The 17,379-nt window shown below is 37.9% G+C and carries 20 protein-coding genes; 3 read left to right on the top strand and 17 right to left on the bottom strand.

The window, feature by feature from the left end; translation table 11 throughout:
• Positions 1 to 15: 15 nt before the first annotated feature.
• The 6 genes from mraY to IGK27_RS03605 form a co-directional block, all read right to left on the bottom strand.
• Positions 16 to 981, bottom strand: a complete 966-nt coding sequence (gene mraY / locus IGK27_RS03630) for a phospho-N-acetylmuramoyl-pentapeptide-transferase (RefSeq protein WP_002414266.1) — start codon at positions 979 to 981, stop codon at positions 16 to 18.
• Positions 982 to 1,008: 27 nt separating this feature from the next.
• Positions 1,009 to 3,237 (bottom strand): penicillin-binding protein, encoded by a 2,229-nt coding sequence (locus IGK27_RS03625; protein WP_002381310.1) that lies wholly within the window; start codon positions 3,235 to 3,237, stop codon positions 1,009 to 1,011.
• Positions 3,237 to 3,644 carry a cell division protein FtsL gene (gene ftsL / locus IGK27_RS03620; RefSeq protein WP_002358883.1) on the bottom strand — a complete coding sequence of 136 codons (408 nt, stop codon included), beginning with the start codon at positions 3,642 to 3,644 and terminating at the stop codon, positions 3,237 to 3,239. The genes IGK27_RS03625 and ftsL overlap by 1 nt, the downstream gene beginning before the upstream one ends.
• 16 nt (positions 3,645 to 3,660) lie before the next feature.
• The gene (rsmH, locus tag IGK27_RS03615; protein ID WP_002355891.1) at positions 3,661 to 4,617 is read right to left on the bottom strand and encodes a 16S rRNA (cytosine(1402)-N(4))-methyltransferase RsmH; all 957 of its coding nucleotides are present in this window, start codon (positions 4,615 to 4,617) and stop codon (positions 3,661 to 3,663) included.
• Positions 4,618 to 4,631: 14 nt separating this feature from the next.
• Positions 4,632 to 5,117, bottom strand: a complete 486-nt coding sequence (gene mraZ / locus IGK27_RS03610; RefSeq protein WP_002383402.1) for a division/cell wall cluster transcriptional repressor MraZ — start codon at positions 5,115 to 5,117, stop codon at positions 4,632 to 4,634.
• Between the two features lie 233 nt (positions 5,118 to 5,350).
• On the bottom strand, positions 5,351 to 5,743 hold the full coding sequence (locus IGK27_RS03605; protein ID WP_002383401.1) for a DUF3397 domain-containing protein: 393 nt from the start codon (positions 5,741 to 5,743) through the stop codon (positions 5,351 to 5,353).
• A gap of 244 nt (positions 5,744 to 5,987) precedes the next feature.
• Between IGK27_RS03605 and IGK27_RS03600 the strand changes: the two genes are divergently transcribed.
• Both IGK27_RS03600 and IGK27_RS03595 read left to right on the top strand, forming a co-directional pair.
• Entirely contained in the window at positions 5,988 to 6,953 is a 966-nt protein-coding gene (locus tag IGK27_RS03600) for a magnesium transporter CorA family protein (RefSeq protein ID WP_002386196.1), read from the top strand.
• 67 nt (positions 6,954 to 7,020) lie between these two features.
• On the top strand, positions 7,021 to 7,131 hold the full coding sequence (locus tag IGK27_RS03595; protein WP_002383399.1) for a DUF4044 domain-containing protein: 111 nt from the start codon (positions 7,021 to 7,023) through the stop codon (positions 7,129 to 7,131).
• Positions 7,132 to 7,223: 92 nt separating this feature from the next.
• Here the strand turns inward: IGK27_RS03595 and recN are convergent, their stop codons facing one another.
• The 11 genes from recN to IGK27_RS03540 all read right to left on the bottom strand — a co-directional run bounded on the left by recN (position 7,224) and on the right by IGK27_RS03540 (position 16,357).
• Positions 7,224 to 8,897, bottom strand: coding sequence for a DNA repair protein RecN (gene recN, locus IGK27_RS03590; protein ID WP_002386195.1), 1,674 nt, complete (start codon positions 8,895 to 8,897; stop codon positions 7,224 to 7,226).
• Positions 8,898 to 8,914: 17 nt separating this feature from the next.
• Positions 8,915 to 9,364, bottom strand: a complete 450-nt coding sequence (locus IGK27_RS03585) for an arginine repressor (protein WP_002358881.1) — start codon at positions 9,362 to 9,364, stop codon at positions 8,915 to 8,917.
• Positions 9,365 to 9,502: 138 nt separating this feature from the next.
• The gene (locus IGK27_RS03580; protein WP_002364633.1) at positions 9,503 to 10,318 is read right to left on the bottom strand and encodes a TlyA family rRNA (cytidine-2'-O)-methyltransferase; all 816 of its coding nucleotides are present in this window, start codon (positions 10,316 to 10,318) and stop codon (positions 9,503 to 9,505) included.
• 13 nt (positions 10,319 to 10,331) lie between these two features.
• On the bottom strand, positions 10,332 to 11,213 hold the full coding sequence (locus tag IGK27_RS03575; RefSeq protein WP_002369880.1) for a polyprenyl synthetase family protein: 882 nt from the start codon (positions 11,211 to 11,213) through the stop codon (positions 10,332 to 10,334).
• Positions 11,213 to 11,443: an exodeoxyribonuclease VII small subunit gene (locus IGK27_RS03570; protein WP_002355878.1), complete on the bottom strand. Its 231-nt coding sequence runs from the start codon at positions 11,441 to 11,443 to the stop codon at positions 11,213 to 11,215. The genes IGK27_RS03575 and IGK27_RS03570 overlap by 1 nt, the downstream gene beginning before the upstream one ends.
• 1 nt (position 11,444) lies before the next feature.
• Entirely contained in the window at positions 11,445 to 12,791 is a 1,347-nt protein-coding gene (gene xseA / locus IGK27_RS03565; protein ID WP_075320524.1) for an exodeoxyribonuclease VII large subunit, read from the bottom strand.
• 9 nt (positions 12,792 to 12,800) lie between these two features.
• Positions 12,801 to 13,646, bottom strand: coding sequence for a bifunctional methylenetetrahydrofolate dehydrogenase/methenyltetrahydrofolate cyclohydrolase (locus IGK27_RS03560; RefSeq protein ID WP_002355876.1), 846 nt, complete (start codon positions 13,644 to 13,646; stop codon positions 12,801 to 12,803).
• Between the two features lie 103 nt (positions 13,647 to 13,749).
• The gene (gene nusB / locus IGK27_RS03555; RefSeq protein WP_002355875.1) at positions 13,750 to 14,202 is read right to left on the bottom strand and encodes a transcription antitermination factor NusB; all 453 of its coding nucleotides are present in this window, start codon (positions 14,200 to 14,202) and stop codon (positions 13,750 to 13,752) included.
• Positions 14,195 to 14,626: an Asp23/Gls24 family envelope stress response protein gene (locus IGK27_RS03550; protein ID WP_002355874.1), complete on the bottom strand. Its 432-nt coding sequence runs from the start codon at positions 14,624 to 14,626 to the stop codon at positions 14,195 to 14,197. The genes nusB and IGK27_RS03550 overlap by 8 nt, the downstream gene beginning before the upstream one ends.
• A 332-nt stretch (positions 14,627 to 14,958) precedes the next feature.
• Positions 14,959 to 15,279, bottom strand: a complete 321-nt coding sequence (locus tag IGK27_RS03545) for a MazG nucleotide pyrophosphohydrolase domain-containing protein (protein ID WP_002355872.1) — start codon at positions 15,277 to 15,279, stop codon at positions 14,959 to 14,961.
• A gap of 13 nt (positions 15,280 to 15,292) precedes the next feature.
• Positions 15,293 to 16,357 (bottom strand): M24 family metallopeptidase, encoded by a 1,065-nt coding sequence (locus IGK27_RS03540; RefSeq protein WP_002391500.1) that lies wholly within the window; start codon positions 16,355 to 16,357, stop codon positions 15,293 to 15,295.
• 171 nt (positions 16,358 to 16,528) lie between these two features.
• On the opposite strand from IGK27_RS03540, the gene IGK27_RS03535 reads away from it, so the two are divergent.
• Positions 16,529 to 17,344: a metallophosphoesterase gene (locus tag IGK27_RS03535; RefSeq protein WP_010777490.1), complete on the top strand. Its 816-nt coding sequence runs from the start codon at positions 16,529 to 16,531 to the stop codon at positions 17,342 to 17,344.
• Positions 17,345 to 17,379: the final 35 nt, after the last annotated feature.

Here is a 17,379-nt window from a genome sequence, read left to right as displayed (position 1 = left end):
TTCCCCTTTGATAGATTAGAAAAGAATCCATAATGTGATTCCTGAACAGATTAAACCGACAGACCAAAAGACAAAATCAATTTTCCATTCAGACCAACCACACATTTCAAAATGGTGATGAATTGGTGACATTTTAAAAATCCGTCGACCAAATAATTTAAATGAAGCAACTTGTAAAATAACACTTGCTGTTTCACAAACGTAGACAAGTCCAATTAAAAGTAGCGTCCATTCTTGATGCAAAATAATTGAAATTGCTGCTAACAATCCACCTAATGCTAATGAACCAACATCACCCATGAAGATTTTTGCTGGTTTTCTATTATAAGGGAAAAAGCCAATCAGCCCACCAATCACACTTAGGCAGATAATCACAACATCAAATTGTTGTTGTTTCCAGGCAATAATTGCATAAGTACCAAATGAAATTGTTCCTAAACCAGCAACTAAGCCATCAATCCCATCTGTCAAATTCACGGCATTAGAAAAACCGACTAACCAAAAAATAATAAACACGCCATAAAAAATACCTAACGGAACTTCTGCTACTCCAAACAAATCTAAGGTGTCTGAAAAGCCTTCACTTCGATAAACAAAGTAGAAAACCAACCCACCAAAAATTTGACCAATTAATTTTTGACGAGAATTCAAGCCCATGTTCCGTTTTTTAAAGACTTTAATGAAATCATCTAAATAACCTAGCAAACCGTATAATACTAAAATAAATAGAGTAATTAGTAGAGACGGCGTAAATTGGTGGAAAAACAACCCCATTGCTAATGAAGTAATCAAGCTGGCTACAAGGAAAACGACTCCCCCCATTGTAGGGGTACCTGTTTTCACGCTATGCCAAGTTGGGCCATCTTCACGAGTAACCTGCCCTTGTTTTTTCATTTGAAAATAGCCAATGAATAGTGGCATTACGCTCACTGTAATGGCAAAACTCACCACTATGGGAATAAAAATCTGTGTCCACTCCATGTTATCTCTCCTAATTATTCTACGTTATTATTCTGTGCCTTCTAAAGTCACGGTTAATTTTTTCTCCGTAATTTCAGTTTCAGCAGCGATACTTTGTTTCGTCACATAGCCTTCACCTTTAAACTCGACAGTCAAACCTAATAGATCGCCAAACTTGGTAACATCGCTCTTCGACCAGCCGGTTAAATCAGGCATATAGTTCGTTCCATTTGTGATCAAAATCAATTTCTGATTAGGCATTAATGTTTGACCAGACGGTGTTGATTGTTTCTTGATTTTTTCACCATCACCGATAATCACAGGATCCACCCCGTTCACTTTGGCATTGGCCAACGCTTCCGCTGGTGTCATGTTTTTATAATCAGCAACTGTGACTTTATCAGAAGCTACTTTCGTTGTTTCCGGATCTGTCTCTTTAATGTCTAACGCTAATTTCATTAATGGGTTTGCAATTGCCGCCATTGCTTCTGAAGGCGAACCTGATTTTGCTTGTCTCAGTGTAATATACAAAACATATTCAGGATTATCTGCTGGGACCATTTCCACTACAGAAGACAAGACTTGACTTGCTCCATCAACGTACCCTTTACCATCTGAAATCTGGGCAGTTCCTGTTTTGGCAGCAACATGATAGCCTGGCACTTTATAAATATCATACGCAATCCCGTAAGTCGGGTCTTCAACAGTATCAATCATGTACGTACGAATCTGTTGAGCTGTTTGCGCTTTGATTGGGGTTCCTACGATTTGTGGTTCCGTAATCGTTTCTTTTCCTGTATTTTTGTCAACAATTTTGCTGATGTAATGAGGTTGCAACATTGAACCGTCATTTGCAATAGCTGAGAAACCTTTCATCATTTGGAAATTAGTAACCGTAATTGCTTGACCAAATGCCGACATTGCTCTATCTACAAAGTTTGTTCCTGGCAATTTACCAGCAGATTCACCACTTAAACCTGAATGCGTGCTCGTACCAAAACCAAATTTTTTCAAATATTCCATCCATTTTTCATCACCCATTTTTTGTTCTAGTTTTACCATACCAATATTACTAGACCAAGAAATGGCTTGACGATAATTCAAATATTCTTTGCCGTTCAACCGAGTGTAGTCATGGTCATTCACAGTTACATCCCCAACCTGAATTCCACCAACACGATTGAATAATTCATTAGGATTAAACTGTCCTTGTTCCATAGAAGCAGCTGTTGTAAATAATTTGATTGTTGAGCCTGGTTCATAAGGACTTTCAACTAATAGGTTCTGCCACGTGCCATTATCGTCTAACCCTTGTTTCGTTTCAGGATTAAATGTTGGCCGTTGAGACATGGCAACAATTTCGCCTGTTTTTGCTTCCATTAACATGGCAGTCATAGAAACTGGTTCATATTTTTCATTAACTTGCGTCATTAAATCTTCTAAGGTATTTTGCAAGCGACTATCTAGCGTCGTGTAAATATCTTGACCATCCACTGCTTTTTTCTCTTCCGCCACAGTTCCTGGTAAGGCATTGCCATAAATATCTTTTTCAAAATACACACGGCCATCGGTTCCACTTAAAATATCATTATAGGTCTGTTCTAGTCCCATTGCGCCTACTAAGCCTTCTTTATCATCATCTGGATTGGCTGCTTTTGTATAGCCAATAAAGTGAGAAGCAAACTGACCATTGGGATATAATCTGGCTGGATGTTCATTGAAATAAACACCTGAGATTTTTTTCTTTTTCAAATCTGCTTCAATTTTTTGGCGTGTTTCCAAGGTGATGTTTTGACCACCCGTACCAAATTCCACTTGATATTGTGTTGACCCATCTTCATGGATCCCATTATTCAAGTATTTCAATGCTGTTTTTTTGTCTAGTTTGGTATATTTCGCTAAAATTTCAGCAATATCATCGAAGTCTTTTTTCTCCGCATATAGCTTTTCATTATTTTGTCCCGTATATTTTTTTGATAATACGACATATAACGAATAGGAAGTAGCATCTTCTGCAATTGGATTACCATATCGATCTAAAATTGATCCTCGCTTAGCTTTTACCACTTGGCTTCCTTCATATAGAGAAGCTGTTTTTTCCTTTAGTGATACACCGGCTACTTTGCCTGTTGCCACAATGTATGTCGTTCTAAAGGCAAATAAAAAGAACAATCCAATACTCGTAGCGAATAAAATGATGCCTACTTTTTTACGATTGTTCATCGGATTTAAGTTTTTCTTTTTCATGAATTGTTTAAATTTATGTCTTTTACTCATTATTTAACAGTCCTAACATTGTCGCCGTTATTTTCTAGTCCTTGTTTTTTAGCGACATCTTTGATTCGATCTGATTTAGAAAGTTCGCTTCTTTCTTGTTCCAATTTCAAAGCGTTATCTTCCTTTTCTTTAATGACTGCTTGTGTTTCTGTAATATCGTTCATGGTTTGGACAATTGTCGTTCTTACTTGAATTGTCGCAATTGCAATACCAATCGTTGCACAAACTAATACAACACCGATTAATTTTTCTAGTAAAGAGACATTTTTTAGTTTCTTTTTGGGTAATAGAGTGGGGACAGGTAGTGTTTCCTCTTGCATTTTTCTGTCTTGCTCTGTTGCCACAGTTGGCTGATCCATTTCTGGTGCTTCATAATGGAAATCATTTACTTTCTTCAATTCAGCCATGTGTCTACCCCTCTCTCTATCTAGATTTTATTTTTTCGGCAATGCGTAACTTCGCACTTCGTGAACGATTATTCTCAGATAACTCACTGTCACTTGGTAAAATTGGTTTTCTGGTAATTACTTTTAATTCTGGTTGAAATTCTTCTGGTACCACTGGAATGCCTGGTGGCAAATCTTGTACCGTACTGTATTCTTTAAACATTGTTTTAACAATACGATCTTCTAACGAATGGAACGTAATCACACTGATTCTGCCATTTTTCGCTAGCAAATCAATTGCTTGTTCTAGCGACTCTTCAACTGCCCCTAATTCATCATTAACGGCAATGCGAATTGCCTGGAAAATTCGTTTTGCAGGATGTCCACCTTTGCGTCTTGCTGGAGCTGGAATCGCCGTCTTAATAATCTCAACGAGTTCACCTGTTGTTTCAATTGGTTGCTTTTCGCGAACACGTTCAATTTCTCGAGCAATCTGTTTCGAAAATTTCTCTTCCCCATAACGAAAGAAAATTTTTACTAACTCACTATAGCTATACGTATTCACCACTTCGCGAGCCGTCAAGGGTGCGTCTTGATCCATGCGCATATCTAAGGGTGCGTCTTGATGATAGCTAAAACCACGTTCTGCTTCATCTAATTGTGGTGAAGAAACACCTAGATCGTATAGAATTCCATCAACATGGAACACCCCGTGTTCTGCCAATTCTTCTTTAATATTTCTAAAATTTGATTTGATGAAGGTCACTTGACCTTTGTCTACATATTTCTGCAAACGAGTCTTAGCATGTGCCAACGCTTTTTGGTCTTGATCAAAGGCATATAAATGACCGTGCTCATTCAATTGTGTCAGTAAGTATTCACTATGTCCGGCACCACCGAGTGTGCAATCTACGTATACGCCATCCGGCTTCACTTGTAATCCATCCACTGTTTCTTTTAAAAGAACGGTGTAATGGCGAAATTCTTCAGTCATCATTTGCCTCATTCCTAAAATCCAAAATCAATCATTGTTTCTGCTAATTCATCAAAGTTTTCTTCAGCTTCATCAGAGAATGCATGCCAACGTTCGTCACTCCAAATTTCAATTCGGTTAGAGACGCCGATAACAACACAGCCTTTTTCTAAACTGGCATGTGTTCGTAAATTCGCTGGAATATTGATACGACCTTGCTTATCAATCTCACATTCTGTTGCAGCGGAATAAAAGAATCGTACAAAGGTACGTGCATCTTTCTTAGCTAAGGGCATTTCTTGAAGTTTTGCTTCAAGTTGTGACCATTCATTTAAAGGATAACCAAATAAACAGCCATCCATCCCTCTCGTTACCACAAATTTTTCACCAAGTTCCTCACGAAACTTTGATGGAACGATTAGGCGGCCTTTGGCATCGATATTATGTTGGTATTCACCCATAAGCATAGCCAATACACCCGCTTTTCCACTTGATAGAACAAGTCTACCACATCCCACCACTTTCTACCACTATAAATCTAAAAACTTCTATTTTTTAACTGTTATTTAAAATTTCTGTAATATTTACAGGGTTTTATGTAACAAGCATCACCCAACAAAAAATGTTATTATAACAAGGTTTTTACTATGTTTTTTATAAAATAACCCCACAAATAACAAAAAAACCCCACGGAGTGGGGAGTTGTGGGGGACATTTTCCCACAGCGTATTTCCCCTATTGTCTCCACGCTTTATTACAGTAGATAATGACTGATATTTAGCAAGATAAGCAACACATACAACACAAACGTTAGTAAAAACGTCAACCGCCAAAACATCTTGAAATATCGTCTATATAAAATCTCTCCATAATAATAAGCTTGAAACAGGGCAACAGCGACTCCTAATAACAAAATAGAAATCACAAAATACGGCATAATCGATTCATCGTAACTATCTTTGGATAACTCATGGATCCCTATGAATAAAAACGGAATGGCCAAATCCGGTGCTTTTATTTTCCAACGTTCCGTTAGGGAAAAAGTGGACACGAGAAAATTGCACGCAAAGAGCACAATTACCGGAAAAATATACCAAAATAACATTATTGCCGAAAACGACACCATTCTCTCAACAAATCCTTTCATTCCACCTGCTATAACTATACTTCATCAACGTTACACAGATGTTTCATTTCGTTTAAATATATGTGCTAAAAGCCCTTTTTGCTTGCTTTTTCATATAAAAAACGGATTACTTATCAAACCATTTTCAAAACGAGGCCTCACCTATCGCGGCCACTTATTTTTGAATGTTTTTTATAAGCTTTTCTTCTCGTATTGTGTCATACTTCTATTATAATGGATTTAGAACAAAAAATGTTGATTCGGGGTGAATCTTTTGATTAATTATTTATTATTGAAAAATGACTATTTTGAACCTTGTTCACCAGACGATGAAGCCCTAAGTTGGATTTCGGTAGAATCTCCTACAGAAGAAGAAATCGAGCGTCTCGTCAATCAATACCACTTACCAACAGATTATCTTACCGGCGTTTTAGATGATGAAGAAAATGCTCGAGTGGAAGGCTTCCGCCACGAAAAATTACAAACGCCTACGTTACTTTTATTTCGTTATCCCAAAGCTAGTATCAGTCCTAGTGGCTATCTGCAAGTAGAAACGGTGCCGATTGCTTTAATCGCAACCGTCGATAACAAACTAATTACTGTTAGCAATGGGCCTAACGACATCGTTCATGGGATTCAAAAAGAGGCATTCACGCATCAAGATCTTTCTATTGAGAAGGCCTTAATTTTAGCCCTTTCATGGAAGATGGCCCTTTCCTTCAATAAAAACTTACAGGCACTTATCCAACAAACCAACAAACTTGAAGGAGAGCTCCAAGTAGCCACAGAAAATAGTCAATTGTATCAGATTATGGACATTCAAAAAAGTCTAGTTTATTTCGAAGCAGCTTTAACGGATAATTTAAAAGTATTAAAACGTTTATATAGCGCTGAAATTTTTAATCATCCAGAAAAACATTTGCCATTTTTAAGGGATATTCTGATTGAACTAGAACAAGGACTGAATACGACTAAAATACAACTAAAATTAGTTGATAACATTAGTAATACTTTTTCAGCAATCGTTTCAAATAACTTAAATAATGTCATGAAAATTTTAACATCCTTAACAATTGTCTTGACCATTCCGACCATCATCGGAGGAATTTACGGCATGAATGTGAAACTCCCTTTTGCAGAGCATGAATATTCCTTTTGGATTATTTTTGCCATCACTACCTTAATCTGCATAATTAGTATTCGAATTTTAAAGAAAAAGAATCTCTTATAACTTTAGGTTGCTGTTTTCAGGAAAAGGTTGTACACTATTAGCAGAAATTAAAAAGGACGTGTCATTTATGAACGACAAAGAACAAAGTCGCTTTTCAAAAATCACGAAAGTCGTGGTTTGGCTAATGCTGATCGCAATTGTAGGTTCAACTGTTTTAACAGCGATTCTTAGTCTTTAAACTGGAGAACTTTTTCACACATTAAAAGTAAAAAAACAGCCCCTTCTATCAATTGAAGGGGCTGTTTTTTTTTACTTACTCAAATAGAGCGGCTATTTTTTCGCCATCGCCAACAGCTCTTGTGCATGTTCAATGGTTAATTTCGTAATTTCACTTCCTGCGAGCATACGCGCAATTTCGTTTACTCGCTCTTTTTCAGATAAAATTCGGACGCTTGTTTCTGTCCGCCCCGCCACGATTTCTTTTTCAATAAAATAATGTTCATCGGCAACGGCCGCCACTTGTGGCAAGTGCGTGATACACAACACCTGCGAATTTTCTGAAATTTGATAAATTTTATCAGCAATCGCCTGTGCTACTCGGCCACTGACTCCTGTATCTACTTCATCAAAAACAATACTAGTGATCCCTTGCGTTTGAGAAAAGATTGTTTTCATAGCCAGCATCACTCGCGAAAGTTCTCCGCCAGAAGCCACCCGAACTAACGGTTTTAATGGTTCCCCTGGGTTAGTAGTAATATAAAATTCTACTCCGTCTAAGCCATTTTCTTGTAAATGCTCAAGTTCTGTAAAGCGGACTTCAAATTCAGTTCGCTCCAAATATAGTTCTTTTAATTCGGTTAAAATTTGTTGTTCGAGCTCTTTGGCTAGGCGCTTTCGTTCTTTTCGTAAAGCTAACGCTTGTTGATGAGCCGCTTGTTGTTTCTCTGCAAGCAACGCTTCTAAGTCACCTGTACCACCTTCCAAAAAATCAGCCTCTGCTAACTCTTTGGTGATTTCTTCATAGTAAGATAAAATCGTTTCGATTGAATCGCCATATTTACGTTTCATTTGACGGATTAATTCCAAACGATTTTCTACTTCATTCAAGCGACCTTCGTCTAGTTCTAAGCCATCAATTAACCTAGAAAGATCTCCACTGGCTTCTTGTAGTAAGTAGTAAGCATTTTGAACAGTATCTGACAATGATTTATATTCTGGATCAAGGGATTCAATCGAAGCGAGTTCATTCATACTTGTTCCGATTTTATCCAAACTACTATCGTCTTCACCATTTAGCGCGGCATAACTAATCGTCAGTGCATCAGCAATCTTTTGAAAATTGTTCAGTTTATTGCGTTCTTCTAACAATTGTTCTTCTTCGCCAGCGACTAACTGTGCACTAGCAATTTCATCACTTTGAAAATGAAGCATGTCCATTCTTTGGGCAAATTCTTTTTCATTTTTTTGTCGCTTTCTGACTTTGGCTTCGAGTGCGCGATACTCTTGATACGCCTGTGTATATTTTTCTTTGACTGCTAAAAGTTTTTTCCCACCAAATTCATCTAACATATCAATATGGCGTTCACTTTGCATCAATTCTTGATGTTCGTTTTGGCCATGAATATCTACTAAATATTCCCCAATTCTTTTTAAATTAGTAATGTTGACAATCCGTCCGTTGACACGGCAAACATTTTTACCAGAAGCGGAAATATCTCGTTGAATCACTAAAGAATCTTCTTCTGTTTCAATACCTAATTCTTCTAATAATTGCTTTAATTCTTGACTTTTCGGCATTGAAAAAAGTCCTTCTAAGGTGCATTTATTTGCTCCTTGACGAATATAGTCACTGGAGCCGCGTCCGCCTGTGAGTAATCCCATTGCATCAATAATGATGGATTTCCCCGCACCCGTTTCTCCCGTTAAAACGGTCATACCCATTTGAAACTCTAATTGTAACGAAGAGATAATCGCAAAATTTTTCACGGAAAGTTCTTGTAACATCTTGTTCACCTCATTCTTTATAGATAGCTTAACAGCTCTTTATGAAGTTTTTCTGCTGCTTCCTCAGTTCGCGCAATCATGAGAACACTATCATCATCGTTGATGACGGCAAAAAGTTTCTCTTGGTAATTCTTTTCGATTAAACTACCACACGCCGCCGCATTGCCAGGAATGGTTCGTAATACGACATATTTTTCCATTTGTTCTGCAGCTACAAAGGCATCTTTTAAAAGCTTTGCAAGTTTAGCACTCGTATTAGCTTGTGTTTCTAATGGAAGGCTATACCGATAACCCCCTTCTGCAGATGGAACTTTGATCAGTTTCATATCTTTAATGTCGCGAGAAATTGTTGCTTGTGTTACAGCTACGCCCTTTTCTTGTAAGTAGTTGACAAAATCTTCTTGCTTTTGAATATTTTTTTCAGTCAATAAACGTGTAATTAAACGGTGTCTATCTTGCTTTCTCATGGCGCCGCTCTCCTTTTCAGTTTACTCTTGCCCTCATCATAGCTTATTTTTATGCATTTTAAAAGATGAATTACTAGATTTATACAAAAAAGAAGCTTTCACCTATAGGCGTCCACTTCTTTCTTCTAACTTTTCTCATCATTCCGCTAATTTTTGATGCGCATGCGCGACAACTTCTTCAATGGATTCTGGCGCTTGATAGGATCCTTCCCCTTCAACAGAAACTAAATGTGCCAAAAATTCAATGTTTCCTTCGCCACCAGTGATTGGTGAAAAATCTAAGTTTTTCACATCATAACCGTTATTCATGGCAAAGCGTGTAATTTCCTCCACAACCATTTGATGGGTTTCTGGATCACGCACGATTCCTTTTTTCCCAACAAACTCTTTGCCAGCTTCGAATTGTGGCTTAATTAACGCCACCACACTACCGCCTTTTTTCAAAATATCATGAAGAGGTGGCAAAATTAAGCGTAATGAAATAAAGGAAACATCAATCGTTGCAATATCCGGCACCCCTTCAGTGAAATCTTCAGGTTTACTATAGCGAAAATTGGTACGTTCCATTACCACCACGCGTTCATCTTGCCGAATTTTCCATGCTAGTTGGTTATAGCCAACATCTAAAGCGTAACTCAAACGAGCCCCATTTTGTAAAGCAACATCGGTAAAACCACCTGTGGAGGAACCAATATCTAACATTGTTTTGCCTTGAACGTTGATTGCAAAAACATTTAGTGCCTTCTCTAGTTTTAAGCCCCCACGAGAAACATAAGGCATTACTTGGCCCTTAGTATGTAAGGGTGTCTCCACAGAAATTTTTTCCCCTGGTTTATCTAAACGTTCATTTTTATCATTGTAAACCAAACCAGCCATCACACTACGTTTGGCTTTTTCTCGTGTTTCAAATAGTCCTTGATTAAACGCCAAGACATCGACGCGTTCTTTTTTCATAAGTGCCTTCTTTCTATCTCAATTGTAACTGAGTTAACAAGTTTGCTAAATGTTCTTCTGAAAAGTTGGGAACATTTGCTTTGATTTTTTCTAAAACAGCGCTACCTTCTGCTAATTGATGTGTTAGCGCATCTTTCGCGCCAGCAATCCCTAGAAGAGCTGGATACGTACTTTTATTCAACGCTTCATCTCGGCCTACTTTTTTACCTAAATCTGCTTCTGTACTTGTGGCATCTAATAAGTCATCACGAATTTGAAAAGCCAAGCCATAGTGATGCGCAAACTGTGTCAGTAAACCAATGACTTCTTCTGTTTGATTGGCTAATACGCCCCCAGCAATTAAGGCGAATTCAATTAGCGCTCCGGTTTTCTTTTCATGAACAGCCGCTAACTCTTCTAAAGTCAAGCTGACTTTTTCTCCTTCAATATCACCCATTTGGCCGGCAACCATGCCTTGATTCCCCGCTGCCTTTGCCAGTTTTTGCATCAGTAAAACTTTTTCACTTAAGCCTAATTGGCTCAAAGAAAGTAACTGAAACGCGCCTGTTAATAAGCCGTCCCCTGCTAAAATGGCAGTCGCTTCACCAAACACTTTATGATTGGTTGGTTTGCCACGACGTAAATCATCATCGTCCATTGCTGGTAAATCATCATGAATTAATGAATACGTATGAATCATCTCTAAAGAGGCAGCCACTTGATAGTCTTGTGTTTCCATCTCTTTTTGAAAAGCGGCCACTGTTGTTAACACTAATAATGGGCGTAATCGTTTGCCACCTGCGTGTATTGAGTAGAGCATTGCTTCTTTCAAACGCTCATTTTCAGTATATTCTGCGATAAAATCGACCATGACTTTTTCAACCAACGGTAAATGCTGTTGACTAAAATTCGTCATTACGCTTCCTCGCTCTCTTCAAAAACAATTTCTTCATTGTTTTCTGTCATCATTTTCGTTAAAGTTTTTTCCGCTTTTTCCAATGTATCTTGACATTGTTTACTTAATGCCATGCCCTCTTGAAAGGCAGCTAAGGCTTCTTCCAAAGGAACATCTCCTCGTTCTAAGCGCTGAACGATTTCTTCTAAGGCATTTAATGATTCTTCAAACGTTTTTTCTTTTGCTGGCATGTTAAAACTCCTCTTTTTTCGCTGTTATTGTTTCGACGTTTGCTTGAACTGTACCGTCAGCATAATGAATCGTTAATTGATCTGTTGGCTGTAACTCGGTAACAGTTTTAACGACACGGTCCTCTTTTGTAGTATAACTATATCCTCGACCCATAATTTTGAGTGGGCTGAGTAAGTCTAATTGTTGAACAGCAGACGTGAATTGCTTTTGTTTGTTTAGGAACAATTGTGTCATTTGTGTTTGCAAGTTTCGTTGTAAAAATGCCAATTGTTGCTGACTTTCTCTTAATTGTCCCTTTGGTGTCTGTTGTTGCAATTGAGCGATAATTCCTTGGGCTTGACGTTGTTTTTTGTGATGAATTGTTGTCATTGCTTGGAAAAGACGTTGCGTCATTCGATCTAATTTAATCGTTTGACCTTCATAAAGTCGCTCAGGTTGCTTAAACACATAAGAGTTTTGTAGTCGTTGGAAACGTTCTGTTCGTTGTTGTAAGAGATATAAAAAGCTTTGTTCTAAACGACTACGCCGTTCACTAATTCTTAATAGTTCTTCATTTAAAACTGGTACCGCTAGTTCCGCTGCTGCCGTTGGGGTTGCTGCACGAACATCTGCTACCATATCGGCAATTGTCACATCTGTTTCGTGACCAACCGATGAAATAATCGGTGTGGTGGCAGCATGAATGGCTCGAGCCACTTTTTCTTCATTAAATGGCCATAAATCCTCGATTGAACCACCGCCACGGCCGATGATCATCGTATCAAAATCGCCTTGCGCATCGGCTCGCTGAATGTTCCGCACAATGTCATCCGCCGCCTGCTCGCCTTGGACCAAGGTTGGAAAAAGGACCAGTTGTGCAATCGGATACCGTCTTTTGACTGTCGTAATGATATCCCGAATAACAGCACCACTAGGACTTGTAACCACAGCGATTCGTTTGGGATAACGAGGCAACTGTTGTTTAGGCCCTTCAAAAAGTCCTTCTTTTCCTAGTTTTTCTCTTAATTCTGCCAATGCTTGATAAAGTGCACCTACACCATCTGGTTCCATATGTTCAATATAAATTTGATAGGAGCCGCTGTTTTCATAAAGCGAAATCCGCCCCACCACCATGACTTTCATGCCTTCTTTTGGTTGAAACTTCAATTTTTGAAAGGCTGATTTAAACATAATTGCAGAAATCTTCGCATGGTCATCTTTTAAACTGAAGTACTGATGCGCGTTCGCTCGGAAGCGAAAGTTCGAAATTTCACCTGTTAAATAGACACGTCCTAAGTAAGGGTCTGCATCAAATTTACGTTTTAAATACTTCGTTAAGGCTGTTACTGTTAAATACTGTTGCGTCATTTTTTCACCTTACTTTTGTTTTTTTGCTGCCTCGACTGTTTGATACATTAACATGGTAATCGTCATTGGGCCAACACCTTTGGGAACCGGCGTGATATAGCTTGCAATTTCAGAAACTTCATCGAATGCTACATCACCAATCAGTTTTCCTTCTTGATTGCGATTCATACCCACATCAATCACTACCGCACCTGGTTTCACGAACTCTTTGGTGACAAAATGCCCGCGTCCAATTGCTACAACTAAAATATCCGCTTCTTTTGCAACTTCTGCTAAATGTTCAGTTTTAGAATGGGCAATCGTCACGGTCGCATTTTTCATTAACAATAATTGTGCCATTGGCTTGCCAACAATATTGCTTCGACCAATAACCACCGCACGTTTACCTGTTAAATCAATATCATAGGCTTCAAACATCTTCATAATTCCATACGGCGTGCAAGGAATCATTTCCGGTTTGCCTACAAACAAACGGCCTAAATTCATTGGATGGAACCCATCTACATCTTTTTTGGGATCAATCGCTAATAAAATCTTTTCTTCATCAATATGTTTTGGCAAAGGTAGTTGTACAAGAATGCCATGAAAGCGTGAATCTTGATTATATTTGTCAATCTCAGCCAATAATTCTTCTTCTGAAATAGTTTCTGGCAGTTTTTCGACCTTTGACAGAATGCCAATTTTGGCTGCTGCACGTTCTTTATTTCTCACATACGTTTGGCTGGCAGGATTTTCCCCAACTAATAAAACAACTAATCCTGGTTGGATGCCTTGTTGTGTCATCTTTTCTACATCTTTTTGAATCTCTGCTTGCATTTGATCTGCTAATTCACGACCGTTAATTACTGTACTCATTCCTTCGCTCCCTCTATTGTTTCTTTACTTCTTTAATAGTATTTATTTTAGCATATAACCCAGTATCTTAACACCAGTTAGATAGTAAAAAAAGATTCAGAGCTTACGCCTCTGAATCAATTTCTTTCATTACATTTGATAACACACCATTAACAAATTTACGTGAACGGTCGTCGCTGTATTTTTTACTTAACTCAACGGCTTCATTTAATGCCACAATGTTTGGCACATCTGAAACGTATAGCATTTCAAAAATAGCTAAACGTAAAATAACAATATCTATTTTTGCTAAGCGTTGCATAGACCAGTTATTACCTAAATGGTTCGTAATCACTTCGTCTAGTTCTGCTTTGCGGCTACACACACCGCCGACAAGTAAATCTAAATACGTAGGGACTAGGTCTTCGCCATCTTCACTGACGATTTCCCGATTATCATAAGCCAATGCATAATCAATGGCATCTTGTTTGGTTAAATCAGCATTAAAATCTAAAGGAAAAAGGGCTTGGAGCGCTTTTTCACGAATCTCGTGACGGGTTAATTCTGTTTTACTCATTCTCTTCTCCATCTTCATCTTCTGGGAATAATTCATTTAAGTCTGGTTGAGGGATTTTTTCAGGTACTACCGCTACAACATGAATATTCACTTCAACTAAATCAATATCTGTCATAAATAAGACTTGTTGTTTCACACGGTCTTGCATTTCTAACGCAACTTTTGGTACAGAAACACCGTAGTTCAAGTAACAATAGATATCGACTTTTAAGCCTTCTTCTTCTGTTCGTAAATATACACCTTTGCCGTGTGCTGCACGGCCTAATAATTCATTCACATTATTGGCAAACGTGCCGCGCATCCCATAAACGCCCTCTACTTTTGAAGCAGCGATTCCGATAATTACTTCAATGACTTCAGGAGCGATCACGATTTCTCCTAAAGAATCGTTTGCATTGATTACAAGATTTTTTTCTTCTGACATTTGGTTGTCCTCCTTATCTATTACGCACAAAATCGTTAAATAAACGATTTATTTGATGAATCACTAAGTCTCTTAAGGATTCTCTTTTAAGCAACGGATGATTCTTAAAAATTAAAACAACACTGGTTTCTTCAGTTAGTTGTGAAAGAACGTCCAAATTTTGCTTATCAATACTCGTTCTTAGTTTATCATTAATTAGCCTATTTCGCTACCAGAAAAGCTAAGTTCTGACTAAAAGAACAGATAATTTCTTGTCATAAATTTCTAATTCAAGGCTTTAGACGTAAAAATAAGAAAGACCAAGTAATTTTGGCTTTCTTATTTTTACGTCTTTATTCTTCAGGATAACGTTCCATTAGTTTCGTCCGATGCTTTTGCATAATCATTTCTAAAGAGATGTCATATTTATCCGCTAAAATAAATAAATTATCCAACACATCGCCTAACTCTTCCGTTAAATTTTCCAGATTCTCTTCATCTGCCAAAACTGTTTCATCCGGTCGATCACGGCCAATTTCAATTGTCCGAATGGCCCGACAAACTTCGCCGACTTCTTCTGTTAAAAAGTTGGAACGAATAAACGGATCATATTGATACCAGTTACGTTTTTTATAAAACGCACTAATAAACCGCTGATACTCTTGGATATCCATGTTCTCCCAACCTTTATAAAATGATTAATTCTTTTGGCGCATGTGTTAATACACGATTACCTTCAGCAGTAATCAATAAATCGTCCTCAATACGCACGCCACCAATTCCTGGCAAATAAATTCCAGGTTCGTCCGTAATCACATTCCCTGGTACAAACTGTTTATCTGCTCGGAATGAAACATTTGGTCCTTCATGAATTTCTAACCCAATGCCATGACCAGTGCTGTGGCCAAACGCATCGCCATAGCCATAGGAAGCAATATGATCCCGTGCAATCGCATCTAATTGAATGCCCGTCAACCCAGGTTTAGCTTCTGCTAACACTTTTAATTGTGCTTCTAAAACAATGTCATAAATTTCTTTTAGTTTTGGCTGAATACTACCAATGGCAAATGTCCGTGTCATATCAGAAACATAGCCTTCATAATAACAACCGAAATCTAAAGTGATTAACTCACCTTTTTCGATGACTTTATGGCTAGCAACACCATGTGGCATCGCCGAACGTAGACCGCTGGCCACAATTGTCTCAAAAGAAACACCACTGGCTCCTTTTGAACGCATGAAGAAATCTAATTGATTAGCCACTTCAATCTCTGTCATTCCAGGTTTAATCATCTCTAAGACAAAGGCAAATCCTTGATCCGCGATGGCACACGCTTTTTCAATAATCGCTACTTCTTCTTCATCTTTCACTTCTCTTAATTCTTCAATCAAACCCATTACAGGAACTAATTCACATGGTAAAATTTCTTCCAATAAGCTATAATCAGCGAAACTAACTTGCGTTTCTTCAAAAGCTAAATTATCTAATTGCAAACGTTCAGCTAAATCTGCTACTTCGTCAAAAATATGTCCTGTGTTTTTAACGATAGTAAAACCAGTTGCTTGTTCCGCAGCTTGTTCCGTATAACGAAAATCCGTTACAAAAAAAGCTTTATCTAATGTAATCATTGCCAAGCCTGTTGTCCCAGTAAAATTGGTTAAATAACGTAAATTATACGGACTTGTCACTAAAAATCCTTGTAAATTATTTTCTTTCATTAACTCCCGTAGCTTTTCGACTCTTGCCATCATTGGTTCGACCTTCTTTCTTTTTTCTCATTTTTCATTATAGCAAATTTACTTCAGAAAAGCATGAATCACCAAAAAACTTCATCGAGAAAGTTTACTGAAAATTTTACCTTTCCTTATTTTTTGCTTAACACTTTTGTAGTAAACTAATTTAGCGACTTCAAGGAGGAAATTATGAACGTTTATTTATTTCTGGCACTATTTTTCATTATTATCGGCATTTTAAGCTATAGTTTTTTTATTGAACCTAAATGCTTAGTCATACACAAAAATCAAATTAAAGTAACAGAATCAGGGAAAACCTTACGGATTGTTCAACTCTCTGATATTCATTTAAAAAAGAATTATTCTGTGAAGGCCTTAAAACAGATTGTTGAAAAAACAAATACATTACAACCAGACATAGTCGTTTTTACAGGAGACTTATTTGATGATTATGCCCGTTTCGGTATCGAAATTCAGGATGAAGTGAGTCAACTTTTCCGTAAAATTAACGCCCCATATGGCAAATTCGCTATTTATGGCAACCACGAGTATAGCGGGTTAGATACCAATTTTTACGAAACAATCTTAGAAGCTGCCGACTTTACCGTACTAAAAAACACGGGCAAATTACTGCCTGTCTCACACCACATCTCCTTGTACGTCGCTGGTTTAGAAGATTCGTTATATGGACAAACCGACTTAGCTGCGGCTTTAGTCAACCGCCCTACTGGAACGCCCACTCTGCTACTAACCCATGAGCCAGATGTCGCAGACTCAGCAGTCAACAAAAACATTGACCTCATTTTAGCAGGACATAGTCACGGTGGACAGATTCGCTTGCCTTTTTTCACTTACAAAAATCAGCTTGCTAAAAAATATACACATGGGCTTTATCATTTAGAAGATGAAACGCCGCTAATTGTTCACCCAGGAATCGGAACCACTAAAATCAGCGCACGCTTTGGTGTCTTGCCAACAATTGAACTGATTGAGTTAACTATTTAACTATGCATTAAAAAGACCGCCCCACGTTAGAGAAA

The organism is Enterococcus sp. DIV0236 (genome assembly GCF_050558525.1).
Lineage (GTDB): Bacteria > Bacillota > Bacilli > Lactobacillales > Enterococcaceae > Enterococcus > Enterococcus faecalis.
This window is presented reverse-complemented; position numbering and strand designations above follow the sequence as displayed.

Coding starts and splice junctions, on each gene's coding strand:
- xseA (WP_075320524.1), bottom strand. CDS start 12,791: ATGACGCAACAGTATTTAACAGTAACAGCCTTAACGAAGTATTTAAAA.
- IGK27_RS03570 (WP_002355878.1), bottom strand. CDS start 11,443: ATGCCAGCAAAAGAAAAAACGTTTGAAGAATCATTAAATGCCTTAGAA.
- IGK27_RS03540 (WP_002391500.1), bottom strand. CDS start 16,357: ATGATGGCAAGAGTCGAAAAGCTACGGGAGTTAATGAAAGAAAATAAT.
- recN (WP_002386195.1), bottom strand. CDS start 8,897: ATGTTACAAGAACTTTCCGTGAAAAATTTTGCGATTATCTCTTCGTTA.
- IGK27_RS03605 (WP_002383401.1), bottom strand. CDS start 5,743: ATGAAAGGATTTGTTGAGAGAATGGTGTCGTTTTCGGCAATAATGTTA.
- IGK27_RS03585 (WP_002358881.1), bottom strand. CDS start 9,364: ATGAGAAAGCAAGATAGACACCGTTTAATTACACGTTTATTGACTGAA.
- IGK27_RS03545 (WP_002355872.1), bottom strand. CDS start 15,279: ATGGATATCCAAGAGTATCAGCGGTTTATTAGTGCGTTTTATAAAAAA.
- IGK27_RS03535 (WP_010777490.1), top strand. CDS start 16,529: ATGAACGTTTATTTATTTCTGGCACTATTTTTCATTATTATCGGCATT.
- IGK27_RS03560 (WP_002355876.1), bottom strand. CDS start 13,646: ATGAGTACAGTAATTAACGGTCGTGAATTAGCAGATCAAATGCAAGCA.
- rsmH (WP_002355891.1), bottom strand. CDS start 4,617: ATGACTGAAGAATTTCGCCATTACACCGTTCTTTTAAAAGAAACAGTG.
- IGK27_RS03595 (WP_002383399.1), top strand. CDS start 7,021: ATGAACGACAAAGAACAAAGTCGCTTTTCAAAAATCACGAAAGTCGTG.
- ftsL (WP_002358883.1), bottom strand. CDS start 3,644: ATGGCTGAATTGAAGAAAGTAAATGATTTCCATTATGAAGCACCAGAA.
- nusB (WP_002355875.1), bottom strand. CDS start 14,202: ATGAGTAAAACAGAATTAACCCGTCACGAGATTCGTGAAAAAGCGCTC.
- IGK27_RS03550 (WP_002355874.1), bottom strand. CDS start 14,626: ATGTCAGAAGAAAAAAATCTTGTAATCAATGCAAACGATTCTTTAGGA.
- IGK27_RS03625 (WP_002381310.1), bottom strand. CDS start 3,237: ATGAGTAAAAGACATAAATTTAAACAATTCATGAAAAAGAAAAACTTA.
- IGK27_RS03575 (WP_002369880.1), bottom strand. CDS start 11,213: ATGACGAATTTTAGTCAACAGCATTTACCGTTGGTTGAAAAAGTCATG.
- IGK27_RS03580 (WP_002364633.1), bottom strand. CDS start 10,318: ATGAAAAAAGAACGCGTCGATGTCTTGGCGTTTAATCAAGGACTATTT.
- mraY (WP_002414266.1), bottom strand. CDS start 981: ATGGAGTGGACACAGATTTTTATTCCCATAGTGGTGAGTTTTGCCATT.